Here is a 16,957-nt window from a genome sequence, read left to right as displayed (position 1 = left end):
TAGTTTAACAACAAACTTCAAAGTGAGGCTGCCGTGAAATTTGATCGGCAGCCTCATTAAGCTATTGGGCGTATAATAAAATTCTAATTGAGCTTGTATTTCGAAACTTTATATATGGATATCGCGTCTATTACGATGTTGGAAAAGTTTGGAATATATATAAAGGAGTGAAGTTAGAATGAAAAAGGAATTTATTGGTCTTGTCCTAACGACTTTCTTGATGACTATGAGCACGACGTATCCTATTCACGCAGAAGCGGCACCTCCCATAAATTTTGTAATAATCCAAGATACAAATTTATATCCAGGAGATGATGGAGGCAGCAGTCCTCTTGGTGCAATATCGCCTTATCAAAATGTGCAGCTTGCCCCGGACTCACCTTTTAGTTTCTATGACAAAAGAGGTTCTGATGAATGGTTAAAGGTGCAGACTTGGCTTGGAGACCGCTGGATACGGGACGATGATAAAGTCTTATATGGTACTTATGCGGAACAAAGGAATACATTAACGCTCTTAAAAACGGCAAATTTATTTAACCAACCAGACACCAATACTAAAACAAATCTAATGCTTGCCCCACAAGAGATTTTCTCTACTGCCACAATACATTACGGACCAAAGTACGTCATTAATGCCATGAGTGCATCTGGGCAATCCGGAACATGGTATCAAATTGATACGTGGCTGGGTCCAAAGTGGATTATGAACCCAGCCCTTATGGAGGATGTCCATGCCGAACCAATCGATTTTAAACTAAAGCTAATGGGGGCTGAGACCGTTTTTTTAGTACCTTACGAACAAGAGGGTAGCGGAGAAATACTGGAACCGGGCACTGTACAAGCAATTGCTAAGTGGCAATATGCTCCGTTACCCGCTAATGTAATTACTTGGTATAAGATTAACCTCCCTCAAGGTGAACGTTGGGTAAGACCAAAGAATGAAACGATTGAAATTAAATCGAAAAGTTAATTCTGAGGAGATGCAAATAACAGTTTAATTCACACTAAAATTATGGAAAACGATAGCGGAAAAACGGATGCCAATGCATCCGTTTTTTGTTCGCTGTGCTAAAGGGGCAGTTTACTTCAGGAAAAGGAATTTTTTGGATATTAGCGAATAGGTGTAATAAAGCAGAAAATGTACAAGGAGGACTATTGATGGTCTCCAGCATAAATTCCAAAGGCAGTATGATTCTCGAAATAGAACGTATCGGGCTGATGCCAAGCAATCACTCAGATCATGCCGAAGCATTTCGAATTCATTACCTCAGCGATGGATTGAAAGTGGTTGGGTTCATCGTAAAACCAAAAGAAATACCGGGAAAAGCTCCGCTGATAATTTATAACCGTGGCGGGGCAGAAGATCGATCATTGATAGAAATCAGGCAGCTATCCACGTTTTTTTCTTTTTTGGCGAAAAAGGGATATGTTGTTCTTGCATCTCAATACAGGGGCAACGACGGAGGAGAAGGCCAAGATCGATGGGGCGGAGACGATATTCACATGTGATGAATCTCGTCGAATTGGCAAAGCAATTACCTTATGCAGACACGGATCGAAAAGTCATGCTTGGCTTTTCGAGAGGTGGATTAATGACTTATTTAGCGATTAGGAAAAAAGTGAGTCTCCGTGCCGCCGTCGTCATGAGTGGACCCACGGATTTGGTTGATCTCTATCATAAACGCACTAATATTATGAAAGGGATTCTTGATCGTTTAGTTGGGCACCCCAGTAAAAATGAGGATGAATACATAAAACGCTCGCCGATTGAATGGGCTGATGATATAAATGTCCCCCTATTAATCTTCCATGGGGGGAAAGACGAGATGGTTCCTTTGCAACAAGTCAGAGATTTTGTGCGAAAATTAGACGAACTCAATAAAGACTATAGGTATGTGGAATACCCAGACTCAGACCATTCCCTTAGAGACAAATTTGATGAAGTCAGAACGAGAATAGTTGATTTCTTTAATGAGCAACTAAAGCAATAAGTAGATTAATGTTCATCTATCGAGGAACTATAGCTGCTTAATACAACCCACCGCGCCAGTCGTTCATTACGATCGACTGGCGTTTATTATGTTAACGGCAGCAGTTATGCGTGGTGGAGTAGCCGTCATATGCTATAACAAACTATACTCTTCAAAAAACAAAGGGAGGTTGATGATGTGGTAAATTGGACGGTTGTATTTCTTTCCTTACTCTTACCAATTTATGTTGTTTTCAGGCTGGAAACCATAGTCAGGAAATTAACCAGGATTCAACGGAGGCAAAGTGAACTGGAGAGGGAGAATATTAAAATACATAATGCTCGGATAATAGCTGCCCAAACACGAGGGACAGACTCTACCGACACATAATGGACCCGAACTTTATTACGCTATCGGTGAACATTAGTTTAATGGATGGTAAAAATACTAAATAGAGAGGTATTCCTATGGAGCTGATAATAAAGAGTATTTCAGAAAATGAGTTGGAGGACTTTCTTTCAATTCTTAAGGAAGCTGCATTATGGCTAAAAAATGAAGACAAGGAAATGTGGAGGGATAATCAATTGTCCCCCGAAAATCTGTTGAATACTAATTCAATCGAGGAGTTGTTTTATTGGTTACATAGATAATAGTTACGCTAAATCAAATTTATTGTGCTCTATATTAAGAAATAGAGGGATTCCTACCGGTTTTTGTTATCAACGACTTACAATAGGCGATACACCAGATACAGGGTACTGCATCCATGCCTTAAATGCCGTTTTCTTTAGATCAATAGAAAGATGGGTACGCCTAGATGCACGGGGAGCTACGCAAAAAGGGGGAGAAGAAAATGTCTGGAGGGCTTTTTTTTGCCCATTCAAAAACCGGCGCGCGGGAATGGGATCAAGTTCTTGTCATTTATGACAATCAACCGAGCTAATGCACAAATGTCACTCAGTATGGATGGATATAAACCCCCACGGACATATGTATAAAATACGGATTTTGTGAATAAGTATTCGTTACTTGCGAGCGCCCCCCTTACCAAGGAGTCTATTTATTTTTCAAATCAGAATCTGCCAGTTAGAACAATAGGCTGCACGCGGCAAAGATTTGTTGAATGTTCCAGCATTCGCGATGCCTGGCTGAAAGCTATATCCTTGACTATATTCTTCATCTGGGTAGGTTTTCGGTAATCACAAGACCGAATCCACCCGCAGCATAGCTTTCATAGTATCGCGCCTATCATTTGCATTTCCATTCTTTTCGGCAGAAACGCGAGTCATTGGGGCAACTGCAGCACGGTTTTTCAAATGAATTAGTAATACTTTGTTCCTAAGTTCAAGGACTTATACGAAAACTCTCACGTTTTGCAACAGTGGCTTAGGAAATACCTCCTTTATTTTCGGAAGCCTCTTACTTTTAATTTATGCTTCTTCACAAAAGTCATTATGGGAGCATAAATGCCCAATTGAATAGTACTTACTTTTGTGTTATATAGTAACCAAAAAGTTATAATTTTGTCTTTCAAAGGGTATTTCATCAAATAATCCGATTAACCAAGTTTAATACCAATTGACGCATTATCATCAGGCGTTCCTAACCAGTAGCCATATTCTAATGCTACTGTAACAAAATGTTGTAAAGCTTCTGGCGTAGGAGGACCTGGTTTCACATTCTCCACAGGAACACCGATTTCATTGAAGAATTCTCCCATATTCACTGTCGATACTACCAGCAATTTTACTGTTTCATTTGAGGAGTTTCTCCATGCGTGTTTCACATCTCCCGGAATATCAAGCGTATCGCCAGCCTTAACAGTTTTCCAACTGTCTTCCATAAAAGCCTCAAGCTCCCCTGTTAGAACTATAAAAGTTTCACGATCACTATGACTATGAACAGGCACAATAACACCTGTCTGCCTTCATTAAGGAGTAATCCTTATTCTTTAATTTCTGCAATCAAGAGACTTCCGCGCCTGCAAAAGAACGCTAGAATAACACCTCATATTATCAGGAAAAGTTAGTTGTTTTATGCGATGTCAGGGTTGATTTATATGTTCCCTTATCAACTACTATATAGGAAGTCATTTTTAACAGCCCTTTTTCAATCTCCATTGACTGGTTTGCTTATAGAGAAATTGCTTCGTACATGTAATCTACCTTACTGAATGATTGTTATAAGAGAGTTACTATTTGTGCGAGTGACAAACAAGACAGAGAAGTAATCTATTTAAAAAAAGGAGGATTATTTAAATGATTTCAGATCATAGTAAGGGAATGAATTTAAAACTGAGTTAAGTACTGTCCAATGGACTTTAACTGGTTTTTTGTTGGCTACTGGGACATTAGCACCAACAGTAGGATATCTAGGAGAGAAGATAAGCTATAAAAAATTGTTTCTTTACTCTCTAGTCGGGTTTACCCTATCTTCCGTATTATGTGCTATCGCCTGGGATATCGATTCACTAATTGTGTTTCGTATTTTACAGGGGGCATTTTGTGGATTGATTATTCCAGTTACAATGGCAATTGTTTACCAAGTAATACCTAAGGAAATACAGGCATTTGCTATTTCACTCTGGGGACTTGCCGCCTCACTAGCACCAGCTTTTGGTCCAACAATAAGTGGATGGCTGTTACAAAGTTTTGCTTGGCAATGGTTATTCATTATGAATATCCCAATTGGGATCATTGCTATATTTTTAGTGGCAAAATATATTCCTTACTATCGATTAAATATTCCCAAAAGTTTTGATTTTCTCGGGTTCATTACTGTCATTATTGGGAGTGCGTCGTTATTGCTGGCATTTGGCCAGGGTCATAGTTGGGGTTGGGGATCTGACAAAATCGTTGGTCTCTTCATCGTTGGCAGTATTTCCTTAATATTGTTCATCGTCCGCGAACTTACAGCGAGCACTCCTCTACTTAATATTCGAGTGTTTCGAAACGGCCGTTATACGCTTAGTATCATTACGAACATTTTAACAATTAGTCTATATGCAGGTACTCTTCTAGCCCCTGTCTTCCTGCAAAAAGTACAAAGCGTCACTGCTATGGATACAGGCTTGCTTCTTCTTCCCTCGTCCTGAATTACATTTTCAACTGTACATTTTACATTTACAATACATTCAAGTTGATTCTCCGATCATAAACATTGTCTATAATGAAACTATCCTATGCTTAAGGAGGTGTGCATATCATGTATTACGAAGAAGATCGCGAACCTTATGACAAAGATAAGGATGAAAACTAACCCGATATCCTCAATCAGAAGCATTCTGATTACAACTAACCTCGGTTCCCCCTCTAACTTCCTGACCTCAACTGCAAACTTTTATTACAACAAAAAAAAATCAGTTCTTAACCGCATACCACAATGCGAGTCAAGAACTGATTTCATTTATACAGGACCTCCTGAGGCCTCATTGTATTTTTGGTAGTGACAGTAAGACTTGGTGGATTTCACTATCGTCATGCAATAGGATGAAAGGACCTTCCTCGGTAGTGAACTCTTTCATATCAGCTGCCTTTCCATCAATCGATAACGTTGTTTGTCCAACGGACTTTTGTAATGAATTTGTGACCGTAATGTGGTACTCAGATTTTCCGAAACGGTAGATTACCGCGAACTCCGGCCATTCTTTTGGTATACTTGGGCAGATGAACAACCGTTCTCCTCTACGGCGCAGACCGAGAATCCATTCTATGCCGGCTTGGTACATCCAACCTGACGCACCTGTATACCACGTCCATCCAGCACGACCTTTATGAGGCTCCTCTGTATACACGTCAGCAGACATAACATAAGGCTCACCCACATATTTTCGAACTTCAGATGACGTTTTCGTATGCATGATCGGGTTCAGCATGTGGAATAGTTCAAAGGCTTTGTCTCCATCACCAAGCCCACACCAAGCAATAATGCTCCAGATTACACCGTGTGTGTATTGACCTCCGTTCTCACGGATCCCCGGAGGATAACCCTGAATGTAACCTGGACTTGGATCCGTTTGATCAAACGGTGGGTACAGAATATGCGCTACCGACAAGCTTCGATCTACAAGTTCACGATCAAATGAACGCATAGCCTGCAACGCTTTGTCTGACTGCGACAAACCTGAGATGACGGACCATGATTGGGCGATTGCATCAATTCGACACTCCGCATTATGGATGGAACCAAGCCATTCGCCAGAATCGGTGAACGCTCGTCGGAACCATTGGCCGTCCCACCCTTTTTCGTTAAGTGAATCTGCCAGTTTGTCCTGTATCCGCCTGTAATTTTCTGCCCGCTCGTGCTCATTGCGTTGTTCACATAAATGAGCCATTCCATGCAAAACAAGTCCCAAGAACCAGCCGAGCCACACGCTCTCGCCTCGTCCTTCAGCGCCAACACGACTCATCCCGTCGTTCCAGTCTCCTATTCCGATAAGCGGCAGCCCATGCTCGCCAAACCGTAAACCTCGGTCGAGTGCTCGTAAGCAGTGATCTAAGATCGTACCACTGTGCTCGGACAACACGGTCGGCTCATAGCGTTCATGTTCCTTTTCACCTAATGGTTCGCTTCGAAGATACGGAACGGTTTCGTTCAATATGCTCTCATCTTCGGTATGTTCCATATACCTGACCACAGCATAGGGGAGCCACAACAGATCATCAGAAAAGCGAGTACGGATACCGCGGTGCGTTTCCTCATGCCACCAATGTTGAACATCGCCTTCTTCATACTGGTGGCTGGCATGAAGTACAATTTGCGCTCTTGTGAGGTCAGGACGACTATGGAGCAACGCTAGTGAATCCTGCAGTTGATCCCGGAAACCGTAAGCCCCACCCGCTTGATAAAAGGCAGAACGCGCCCACATCCGGCATGAAAGTGTCTGGTAGAGCAACCAGTTATTCAACATGATATCCATTTCAGGACTAGGTGTAGAGACCTTAATCGTACTCATTTCATCATCCCAAAACTTGATCACATCCTCGTATGCCTGATCGCAAACATGAGTTTGACGATACTTCTGTGTAAGCTCAGCCGCGGTGTCACGAGAATCCTCACAGCCTAGTAAGATGTAAACAATTTGTTCAGAATTAGGCTTAATTACGAATTTGGTTTGAATAGCTCCACAGCCCTCATAGGATGGCCCTGTTGTGCCTGACAAGTGAAGTCGGTTCATGACAGCAGGATGGTCTATACTGCCGTTCCGGCCAATAAACTCCAAGCGATCCGATGTCCATGTCATATCCATATAGGTGCTATCAGCTTCCTGACGGTTTCCCTTCTCCCACTCTGCCGATGCTTCCATTTGCGGGCGAATCGCTAAAAACGCGGTTGCGTCGCGGAAATTCTCTTGATACGTATTTCGTGCCATCAGTACTTCATTCTCTGAATCCCATTCCGAGACGATGAAAGAGGCATTCCCTTCACGGTGCACACCAAGTACCCATTCCGCATAATAAGTGACCGATATTTTCCGCTGTTCGGACGTGGTGTTGTGCAAACGTAATTTGATTACTTTAATCGGATCATCAAGGGGAACGAAAACGGTCATTTCCTGTTGAATACCATGACTCTCATGCTGATAGCGCGTATACCCGCGACCATATACAACCTTATAGCTGGAAGTAACTTGCTCGCGAGCTGGAGTCAACGACCAATACTCCATGCTTTCTTCGTCCCGTAAGTAACATACTTCACCTGGTTGGTCGATGGAGGGATCGTTTGACCATGGCGTCAATTTACATTCGCGGCTGTTGCGCCACCATGTATACCCTGTGTACAGTTCCGATGTTATACATCCGAATTTCGGGTTAGCCATGACGTTAATCCATGGTGAAGGCAGGTAATTACCGTTTTTAAGAACGATGTGGTACTCGCGTCCATCTGCCGTAAAACCTCCCCAACCGTTGAAGAAGAGGAGATCATTCGTTTCAACAGCCTTTGCAGGAGCAAAGCGGTTTGGTGGTGCAGTTATCGGAATTGTCTCATCCGAAGTGTAGCTCGGAACAGATGCTTTTAATTGCGCCTTTAGACTTGGACCGTCAGCTCGCAGCACAATACGGGATATTGCATACAACAATGACTTATCGCCGTCTGCTAATTGAGTGACGGGCAGTACGTGAACGCCCCCTTGCCCTGATCCTTGTCCGCTAATGATTTGTTCGACCATGCGCCGAAGAGCTTCCTGCAAATCCTGCTGATATCCTTCGACCGATTCATTCAGTATCACAAGATCGATGAACAGCCTGTTATGACGCAAGTACTCATAGCCAATGATTAGCTTGTTAATAAATGAAAGATTTACCGCATCTGAAACCCGTACTATAACGACGGGCAAGTCACCTGATATCCCATAAGCCCACAATCCCTGCTGTCCCTTTTCGTTAACTGCAATACTACTCTCCCGCTCTGGGTGTAAGGGTGCCGCGTATAACGTACAACCCGCAAGCAATTGAAAAACTGCTAGATCAGCAATAGAAATATGTAAATGCTGAACTTCAATTTGACTCCTCGTCCAAGCAAGCTGAAAAGATCGTTCGATTTGTTGTTTCTGAGACAACTGCTGCACAATATCTATTGCTTGTTCCTTTGACTCTGTTACGCCAGTTAGAGCTGTCAATTCAACTTGTTCACCAGCCTGTAGCGTTAATCGCCGACGCATGATAAATGCAGGATCCGCCACCGACCCAACCGTGCTGCCAAGCCGGGTTGTAATTCCCTTAGGTCTTGATAACGTATATCCCCTACCAATAAACCGTGTACGATCGGTTTCAAATTCTACCGGCCCAAGTGGCCTGCCGCCAGCCGTTAATATGTGGTACGCCCACACGGATTTTTCTCCAGCATCTCGAGGACGTTTACGGGCAAGTAGGCATTCTGCCGCTGCTTCAAATTGTGTTTCAATAAATAGTTTAGTAAACGCTGGATGAGCTTTATCCGCATTATGAGCTGCTAATGCGATTTCGAGAAACGTCGTCACCTCAAGCGTCCGAGCTTCACTCCCCTTATTGACAATCGTTAAACGACGAACTTCTGAGTTCGACTCAGGTGATACACAGATTTCAAGCGTCGTGTGCACATCCCCGTCTTCACATAAGAACGTAGAACGATCTTGTGCGAACTGCGCAAGTTGCTTATTTGACGGCAAGCGACATGGTTGAAAAGTCGGAGACCACACTTTATCCGATATGACATCCCGAATATACATATAACTTCCCCAGTTGTCCGTCACTGGGTCTTCCCGCCAGCGGGTTACATCCATGCCTTCAAACCGTATGAACCCGCTGCCGCTATTAGAAATCATCGTGGTAAGTGTCCCGTTCGAATGTATATTTACTTCCGGTACTGCCGTATTGGCAGTGTCGTATTCCCGTAGAGGAGCTATATGAGCAGGTTTCGGTTTTTCGATTCGTGACTGACCGGATAATTCACGATTTATTATCGTATTCCGTGGTGGAATCCGCTCTTGTAACAAGAGTTCCGCGGCCTGCACCCGTTTATCGCGATGAAAATGATCAACCATTTTACTCGGCAGCAATACATTGGCAAGCGTCAGTAAACTCATTCCTTGGTGATGCGCCATAAAACTTCGAATAATCTTGTAAGTATCTCCTTCAGGCATACGTCCCGGGGTATAATCGATGGCCTCGTAAAAGCCATATTGTCCGCGCGCACCTAGGTTCTCCATTTGTTGCAAATCCTTCAAGCCTTCACGCAGGGCAAAAGGAAGTGCCATGACTGTCGCATACGGCGCCAGAACCAAATCTTGCTCAAGACCGCGTTTGAAACCTAGGCCTGGAACACCGAAAGCGCGGTATTGGTAATTCATTTGGTAATCAAACGCGTAATAACCGGATTCTGAGATACCGAAAGGGACACCCCGTTCGTGCGCATATTCAATTTGTCGGTTCACGACACCTCGATACGTACTCTCCCAGATCGTGTTCCGATAGGTGCGCATAATCAGCCCTGGCATCAAGTATTCAAACATTGTACCGGACCATGAAACCAAAGAAATCTGATTCCCTTGCCTTTTTACCGTTCGACCGAGCGCATTCCAATGGGATACAGATATTTGTCCTAATGCGATCGCAACAAAGCTTGTCTGTCTAGCCTCGGAAGCTAAGAGGTCATAGAGAATGTTATCCCGCTGGTTCGAAGACGCATGGAAACCCAGTACGAAAAGTTTGGCCTTATAATCATAAAGCGGTCTGAAGTCGGTCTCCATGATCAATGTCTCGAGACGATCGATCAGCCTGTTGCCGAGCTCTAGCCAATCACTAGAGGCTATTTGGGGTGATGAGTTCTTCTCTTGCTTCACTTCGTTAAAAACATAAGGATCTTCTTGTCCAATGTATGTCACTTCTTCAGGACTTGTTTGATCGAGCTCAGCGGAAAACTCAACTTGTAAACTCGAATTGCCTGCAAAAATTGACGGAAATGGATTTATGCCTCGTGTGAAATCAGTCTTTAGCCAATGGGCTAATCCTTGCTTAACTGTCATCAAGCTTGCCACGAAATTCCCCGAATCCACTGTTGAGACATAAGCCGGCGGCAGTACATCAAGGGAAATGGTATCGTACCAGTTATAGAGATGCCCGTTCCATTTGTCTAACTTTTCGACGGTGCCCACAGTCCGTTCTAAACGCTCCACAAGCTCGGGAGTATTAATAAATCCGAAGTCCCGAGCAGCCAGGGCAGCTGTCAACAAGAAGCCAATATTGGTTGGAGACGTGCGATGCGCAACGCCATTTGGAGGATCCATTTGCACATTATCCGGTGGTAGAAAGTGATCCTGCGGCCCCGCATAATCCTCATAAAATGCCCAAATTTGTTTAGCCAAAACACGCATTTGGTCCTCTTCCACTGGGGTGAACTGCAGCTCGTTATGTGCAATGGGTTGGTCCAGCCAGCGTACAGCGAAAGGAGCTCCAGCCCAAATTAAACAGAGCGTGAAACCCATCCATCTCAGTGAAGTCTCCTGCTGCAGCGCTACAACTATCACAAAGAGAATAATTAATCCATATCCGACACGTGCTCCCAGAAGCAACGCCTGTGGTTTCCCCTTCGCATTTCGATCAATTTGAGAAGAACTTGTCCATTCAAGCATATGACGTTTGCTAATCAACAGTCTGTATAGGGACTTACAGATCGCATCTAGAAGAACCGCACATTGAAATGGTAAAGTTACCATATTCATTAGCACGTGTAAAACCGTAGACAATATCCTACGTGGATGCGAAATGACGGTCTTAATGTGAACAAGTTGCCGGATAATCGGTAATAGCATGGTTACGAGAATGAAAGAAAACCAACCTATCGAGGATCCAGGCAGAACAGTTAAACCAAGTGCCAATAGTATTAAATAAGCAATTGGAAGTAAGCTGCGGCGCAAATTATCGATCACTTGCCAACGTGTAATAGCGGACAGATCTACGGGTCTTAATGTTCCGCGACGGTCGCAAACATGAGAGAAAAGCCAACAGAGCAGCTGCCAATCTCCTCGGACCCACCTGTGCAAGCGCTGTTGATAGGCTAGGAACTTTGACGGATGGTTATCGATCAGTTCAACATCCGACAGTAGAGCTGCCCGCAGAAAGCCTCCTTCAAGCAAATCGTGGCTAAGCACTGTATTCTCAGGAATACGTTCGCATAGAAGCTCTGCAAATATATCCACATCAAAAATACCTTTTCCCGTAAAAATCCCCTGCTCCATTGCATCCTGGTAAGGATCTGAAGCGGCAAAGGCATACGGGTCCAATCCTGGCTCCGAACAAATGTAAGCAAGCCTCGATTGCATAGCTGACTCATAACTAGTTCCAATTCGAGGCTGCAGGACTCCGTAACCTTCAATGACCCTAGTTCGCGCTTGATTTAAGCGTGGTCTGTTGTAAGGAAGATGCAGCGTGCCAATCATCCTCTGTGCGCTTCCCATCGGAAGCTGTGTATCCGAGTCCAAGGTTATTATGTAGCGAAATGACCGTAGATTTTCCGTATCACCTATCAGAGAGTCGAAACTCGTCACCTTACTCCCTTTCATCAACTCGACGAATTCCACTAATTTCCCGCGTTTTCGTTCCCATCCCATGAAAACTTCCTCAGCAGGGTTCCACTTTCTACGGCGCTGATAATAATGAAAGGTTGCTCCTTCTGGGATCGCATACATCCGATTGAGTGTAGCAATTTTTTCTTTGGTAAAAGTAACAAGCGCTTCGTCTTTATGAAGTGTTTCCTCCGCAGCATCAGTAAAATCTCCCAAAAGAGCGTAATGTATGTTTGGATCGCGGTTGGCTAAATAATGAATTTCCAGACGATCAACAAGCTCTTCTACTTCTTCTGTAGTCGACCATATGGCAGGAATGACGACCATCGTGGTTGCAGTGGAAGGTACGCTATTTGAAAAATCATAACGCAGCAAAGGCCGAGGGCGTATCATTCGTTCAATGCCAAAGTGGAGCCAAGTAATGACCCATTCGCTTACAGGAAGGGAAAGCATAAGTAAAACAACTACCCACCCTACCGGTGTATATCCTCGAGTTCCGCCAATCCAAGTACCAAAGGCAATAAGTACAAGCATGAACAGTCCGATTAACAGAGATAAATAGGTACCCGTTGATCTTTTGGCAATACCGATTCCACGTACTGGTCTAGTTTTGCTGCATAATCGCAAGGCATTCTCTAACTTCTTGATTCCAGCTCGTTCAAATAAAAAATAGGCCACAAACGTCGATCGTGGTAAGTCAGTTGCCTGCTCTTTTTTTTCACTCCACCGTTCATGCTCTTCCTTCGAAAGAGCTACGGCATGTGTGGCAATCAAATTCTCGGGAATGCGCATACGGTGTGCTAATCTTTCAACTTGATTCAGGATTTCGTTCCTGCTATACGAATCAAGAAGCGAATAGTCATCCGTACTATCTTGACGAAGCGTTTGATCTAACAAGCTAACGCGTTCAAATAAGCTATTCCAATCCATACGCTCATTTTTTCGCAAGCTGCTGATTAAATTACCTGCCCTAACCTGAAAGGAGGATTGAAGCTGATGTTCGTATGATACAATGCGGTCTAGATCAATCGAACTATTCTCTAATTTGCAAACTAACCATTCCCGTACTGTACCTGAATCCTCTGCCCACTCCCGCAAGTGACTAATTAAATGAACGATCCATGGACCTGAAAGCGGTAATTGTTGCTCTGCTTCTTCTAAGACCGCGTTAATCGTCTCTGGATTTAACTTGGAAGGTTCTATTTTTGAAAGCAACTGTTCGACTTGTACGCAAACCTCCCGACGTTCCCGTACAAGTGCCATCGTTTCAGACAGCCTTCCTATTAAAGACATCCTTAATATGAGTGAAATGGAACAGACTTCAGCAAGTTTCAACGCCGATACTTCTTGATATGCGTTCATATAGGATACAAGGGTTTCCTCATCCATTGTACCGTCAACTTGCTCCAAATAATCCTCACAAAGACTCTGGATTCTTAACATACCCTTCTTTTGTAAAGAAGGTAAGTAATCAAAAGAGCGGTTGGTAAAATTAGCTTTTACTTCTATGGCTTGTTCCTCAATAAATTCAGCATTATCAAGAAGCCATTCTTCCGCTGGTAAGGCACAACTTGCGGGACTGTTTTGCAACGATTTAACAAAATCCCTTAAACTCTCTATGTTTTTCTCAAATTGATTCCATATGTATTTGGGTTGGATTCGCACTAACGTTGGCGTATGCTGTAAGGCAAGTTCTCGCGCTCTTTGACAAATTTTATCTGTATGATTTACCATTGGCCCCTCCGGAGATCAGTTTATACAATTTCTTGTCTTACTGTCGTCCGGTATAACGAGAATTCCGGGACATTCAAATTATCCCCAGTTTTGTATAATATCATTAGTGAAATTTATGTTTTCATGACTGTACACCTAATATCGTCATATCAATTGGTTATTTACGCACCCTATCGGTACTGATGATAACCAGCTGACAGCACTGTGAATATTATCGAATTCACGATAAAGCAATTCAGTTGCATCTTTCTTTTCAATAGATTGTCCTAGGTTGATATTTGGAACTGTTTTCTCTGGAAAGACGATAGCGATAATTTCTATGCCAGCGTCTAATAATTTAGGAAACCATTCGTCAGACAACCATTGTGTCTCCTTGGCTATAAACAGACTATGGCTTTCATCGAATAATGCTTTTTTCGCTTTTTTTAATGCTGCAAGTTCAACTAATTTATTAAGGGGGAGGCAAAAATCTTCCTCATGAGCTAAATAACTCCAGCGAATGACGACAGATTCAATCACATCATCCCAAAAAATATGAGCTTTATCAGAAAAGTAATAATGTAACATGAATTATCTCTCCTCTCACTTGCTGATCGAATAACAGTTACTACCGCGATAGTAGTATTAGCCTGGATTCGTGGTATTATAAATAGTAAATTTAACTGGTTCGATAGAATAATCAAGGGGATTTGAAAATGTGGAAACCTGATCGCAAAAGTAATATAGCTCTTTACGAGCAAATTGCCGACCATCTCGAGCAAAGAATCTCATGTGGAGAGTTTCCTCCGGGCAGTTTGCTACCATCCGAACGGAAACTTGCTGAACAATTTGATGTGAATCGTAGCACCGTCATTTCGGCATTCGCGGAACTTCGATCCATGGGTATAATTGAAAGCCGCACAGGCAGCGGGACTCGAGTAAGTACATCCAAATGGGGAGCTACTCCGAAGAATACTCCAAACTGGAGTCGGTTTGCCGAAGGAAGTAACTTTCTTCCTAACCCAGCATTTTTGAGAAGGATCCGTGAAGCACTAGCTCAAAATCCATCACTGATCGATTTTGCAAGCGGTGAACTATCGGCTGATTTAGCTCCAACTGATGAAATCACTGCGTTAATGCGTGAGAATGCCTATACATCTTATTTGGGTTACGATAACCCCCAAGGTTCGATGCCATTAAGAGAGGCTTTAGTAGAATATCTGAATACATATAGAGGTATCCGAACAACGGCATCCTCAATTCTCATCACTTCGGGATCTCAGCAATCGTTATTTTTAATCGCACAATGTATTCTGTCTCCAGGCGATGCAGTTGCCATTGAAGATCCATCCTATTGCTATTCGCTTCCTATGTTTCAATCGGCTGGGCTGCGTTTGTTCCGCTTACCGGTCGACAATCATGGCGTACAGCCTGAAGATATTCGCGCATTATATAAAAAACACCGTATAAAGATGGTGTTCTTGAATCCAAATTATCAGAATCCAACTGGAACATTACTAAGTAATGAAAGACGCAAACAACTTCTTGATATCGTTTCTGAATTAGGAATCCCCGTTGTAGAAGATGATCCATTTAGCTTAACATCGTATGAAGGCGTCCCTCCTCAGCCTCTCAAATCAATGGATACTACGGGTTCGGTTCTATATATTGGCTCATTCTCCAAGATTGCAGCTTCTGGTTTACGAATCGGATGGATGGTAGCACCTCACGCCATTGTGGAACGGCTAGCCGATGCTAGACAACAGATGGATTTCGGATTGAGCATTATTCCACAGCAGGTCGTCGGACAATTTTTTCAGTCATCCTATTTAGGTCCACATTTGGAGCGATTACGTATAGGGCTACAGTTTAAGCGGGATTTACTCATTCAGTCGATAGAAAAAGAGCTTTCAGGACTAATCGAATACGTGATTCCAAATGGCGGATTGCATCTGTGGTGCAAATTGATACCGAATATTTCAGATAGTAAATTGTTAGAAGAATCTATTAAAAAAGGGATTGTCTTTGTACCCGGAAGTGTTTATGGTTCCGATTTGGGTTATGTGCGGTTTACATTCGCCAGAACGAAGCCGGAGGAGATTGCACTTGGGATATCAAGATTTGCTCTTGTATTACGTCAGTTGATTGAATGAAGAACAAAAGTGTTTTATTTTGAATGTTCCCCTAATATTTTGTTAATCATAGTAATCTCATCAAAATGAGTATGAATTCCTTTGCCAAACACAATGTATCCTTCTTTGTCTGCGTAAGGATACCTAACTTCAAATTCATCCGAACCCATGAGTCCAGTGATCTGAAGAGATACATTTGTTTGTTTGGATTTTGAATTTAAAATTGCATTCATTGTTCCATGCAAATAGATAGAGCCATCTTGTAATTTGGTTTTATTTAAAATAGAGGTAGAATTAACTAAAATGGATATTTTCTCATTCCCATTCATCAATACACCACTTCCAACAGGATATACTTCAGGGCTATCCTTGGATATGACAGGCTTTAATCGTAGACTTAATTGTAATCTAGCACTAGGGTTTAGATGATTTATTATAAGCGCCGGAATTACTCCCTCTAGTTGATTAGCACTTGTGCCTCCTTGCGTGTTCAACCAATACTCTGCTCCTCCCACCCATTGTAACCGTTCAAATTTATTATCTACTTTTGGCTCTTGATGTCTTGAAAAAAAGGCTATCATAAGAGCGATGGCAAGTAATATTCGCGCCCAAAACCAAATTGTCATATTTATTTGCTTCATCGTAATTCTTAACCCCTACTCTCAATCTCTTTACTTGATCAACTAGCATCACTTAAAAAAGACAACGAATTCGACTTATGCGAAGACGTTGTCTCTTTATTATTAAAAAGAGTACCAAATAAATGCGATTAGCGCTATTATTCCTGCAGCAATTGAAATCACATAAAAAGCAGTAAGTCTGACCCATTTCACACCAGTTTTTTGAAAATATGTTTGATCCCCTTCACGATTTTTACGCGAAAAACCAATAATGAGAGTAGTAACTAAACCGAATAATAAAATAATTGAAAATATTACATAATACAACGATGAATTCATAAGAAACCACCTTTCCTTTTCTATGCCCAATCTCAATCGAATTATAAATGAAATGCTTCTTCAACTCATCAACCAGTTGCGTTCATTTTATACCATCCAATTTCGAGTCTCTGAAGAATAATAAATACTTGCATATTGAAG

Annotated in this window: 9 protein-coding genes and 2 pseudogenes; 6 read left to right on the top strand and 5 right to left on the bottom strand. The window is 42.6% G+C overall.

Going from position 1 to position 16,957, the window contains the following annotated elements:
• Positions 1-178: 178 nt before the first annotated feature.
• The 4 genes and pseudogenes from J2736_RS07470 to J2736_RS07455 all read left to right on the top strand — a co-directional run.
• Positions 179-970, top strand: a complete 792-nt coding sequence (locus J2736_RS07470; RefSeq protein ID WP_310224905.1) for a hypothetical protein — start codon at positions 179-181, stop codon at positions 968-970.
• Between the two features lie 188 nt (positions 971-1,158).
• Positions 1,159-1,509, top strand: a complete 351-nt coding sequence (locus J2736_RS07465) for an alpha/beta hydrolase family protein (RefSeq protein ID WP_310224903.1) — start codon at positions 1,159-1,161, stop codon at positions 1,507-1,509.
• 14 nt (positions 1,510-1,523) lie between these two features.
• Positions 1,524-1,991 carry an alpha/beta hydrolase family protein gene (locus J2736_RS07460; RefSeq protein WP_310224901.1) on the top strand — a complete coding sequence of 156 codons (468 nt, stop codon included), beginning with the start codon at positions 1,524-1,526 and terminating at the stop codon, positions 1,989-1,991.
• Positions 1,992-2,624: 633 nt separating this feature from the next.
• Positions 2,625-2,798 (top strand): annotated as a pseudogene (locus tag J2736_RS07455) (transglutaminase-like domain-containing protein); the annotation flags it as partial.
• Between the two features lie 730 nt (positions 2,799-3,528).
• On the opposite strand, the gene J2736_RS07450 reads toward J2736_RS07455, so the two are convergent.
• Positions 3,529-3,879, bottom strand: coding sequence for a cupin domain-containing protein (locus J2736_RS07450; protein WP_310224899.1), 351 nt, complete (start codon positions 3,877-3,879; stop codon positions 3,529-3,531).
• Positions 3,880-4,263: 384 nt separating this feature from the next.
• Here J2736_RS07450 and J2736_RS07445 point away from each other — a divergent pair.
• Positions 4,264-5,064 (top strand): annotated as a pseudogene (locus J2736_RS07445) (DHA2 family efflux MFS transporter permease subunit); the annotation flags it as partial.
• Between the two features lie 333 nt (positions 5,065-5,397).
• Here the strand turns inward: J2736_RS07445 and J2736_RS07440 are convergent.
• Both J2736_RS07440 and J2736_RS07435 read right to left on the bottom strand, forming a co-directional pair.
• A complete protein-coding gene (locus tag J2736_RS07440; RefSeq protein ID WP_310224897.1) occupies positions 5,398-13,746 on the bottom strand; it encodes a glycoside hydrolase family 94 protein in 8,349 nt (2,782 codons plus the stop codon).
• A gap of 144 nt (positions 13,747-13,890) precedes the next feature.
• A complete protein-coding gene (locus tag J2736_RS07435; protein ID WP_310224895.1) occupies positions 13,891-14,313 on the bottom strand; it encodes a hypothetical protein in 423 nt (140 codons plus the stop codon).
• A gap of 128 nt (positions 14,314-14,441) precedes the next feature.
• Here J2736_RS07435 and pdxR point away from each other — a divergent pair, with 128 nt between their 5' ends.
• On the top strand, positions 14,442-15,878 hold the full coding sequence (gene pdxR, locus J2736_RS07430) for a MocR-like pyridoxine biosynthesis transcription factor PdxR (RefSeq protein ID WP_310224893.1): 1,437 nt from the start codon (positions 14,442-14,444) through the stop codon (positions 15,876-15,878).
• A 14-nt stretch (positions 15,879-15,892) separates the two neighbouring features.
• Here pdxR and J2736_RS07425 read toward each other — a convergent pair whose 3' ends face one another.
• Complete coding sequence (locus J2736_RS07425) at positions 15,893-16,498, bottom strand: hypothetical protein (RefSeq protein ID WP_310224891.1); 606 nt, start codon at positions 16,496-16,498, stop codon at positions 15,893-15,895.
• Positions 16,499-16,600: 102 nt separating this feature from the next.
• On the bottom strand, positions 16,601-16,816 hold the full coding sequence (locus tag J2736_RS07420; RefSeq protein WP_310224889.1) for a hypothetical protein: 216 nt from the start codon (positions 16,814-16,816) through the stop codon (positions 16,601-16,603).
• Positions 16,817-16,957: the final 141 nt, after the last annotated feature.

This window comes from Paenibacillus qinlingensis (assembly GCF_031455095.1).
Taxonomy (GTDB): Bacteria; Bacillota; Bacilli; order Paenibacillales; family NBRC-103111; genus Paenibacillus_E; species Paenibacillus_E qinlingensis_A.
This window is presented reverse-complemented; position numbering and strand designations above follow the sequence as displayed.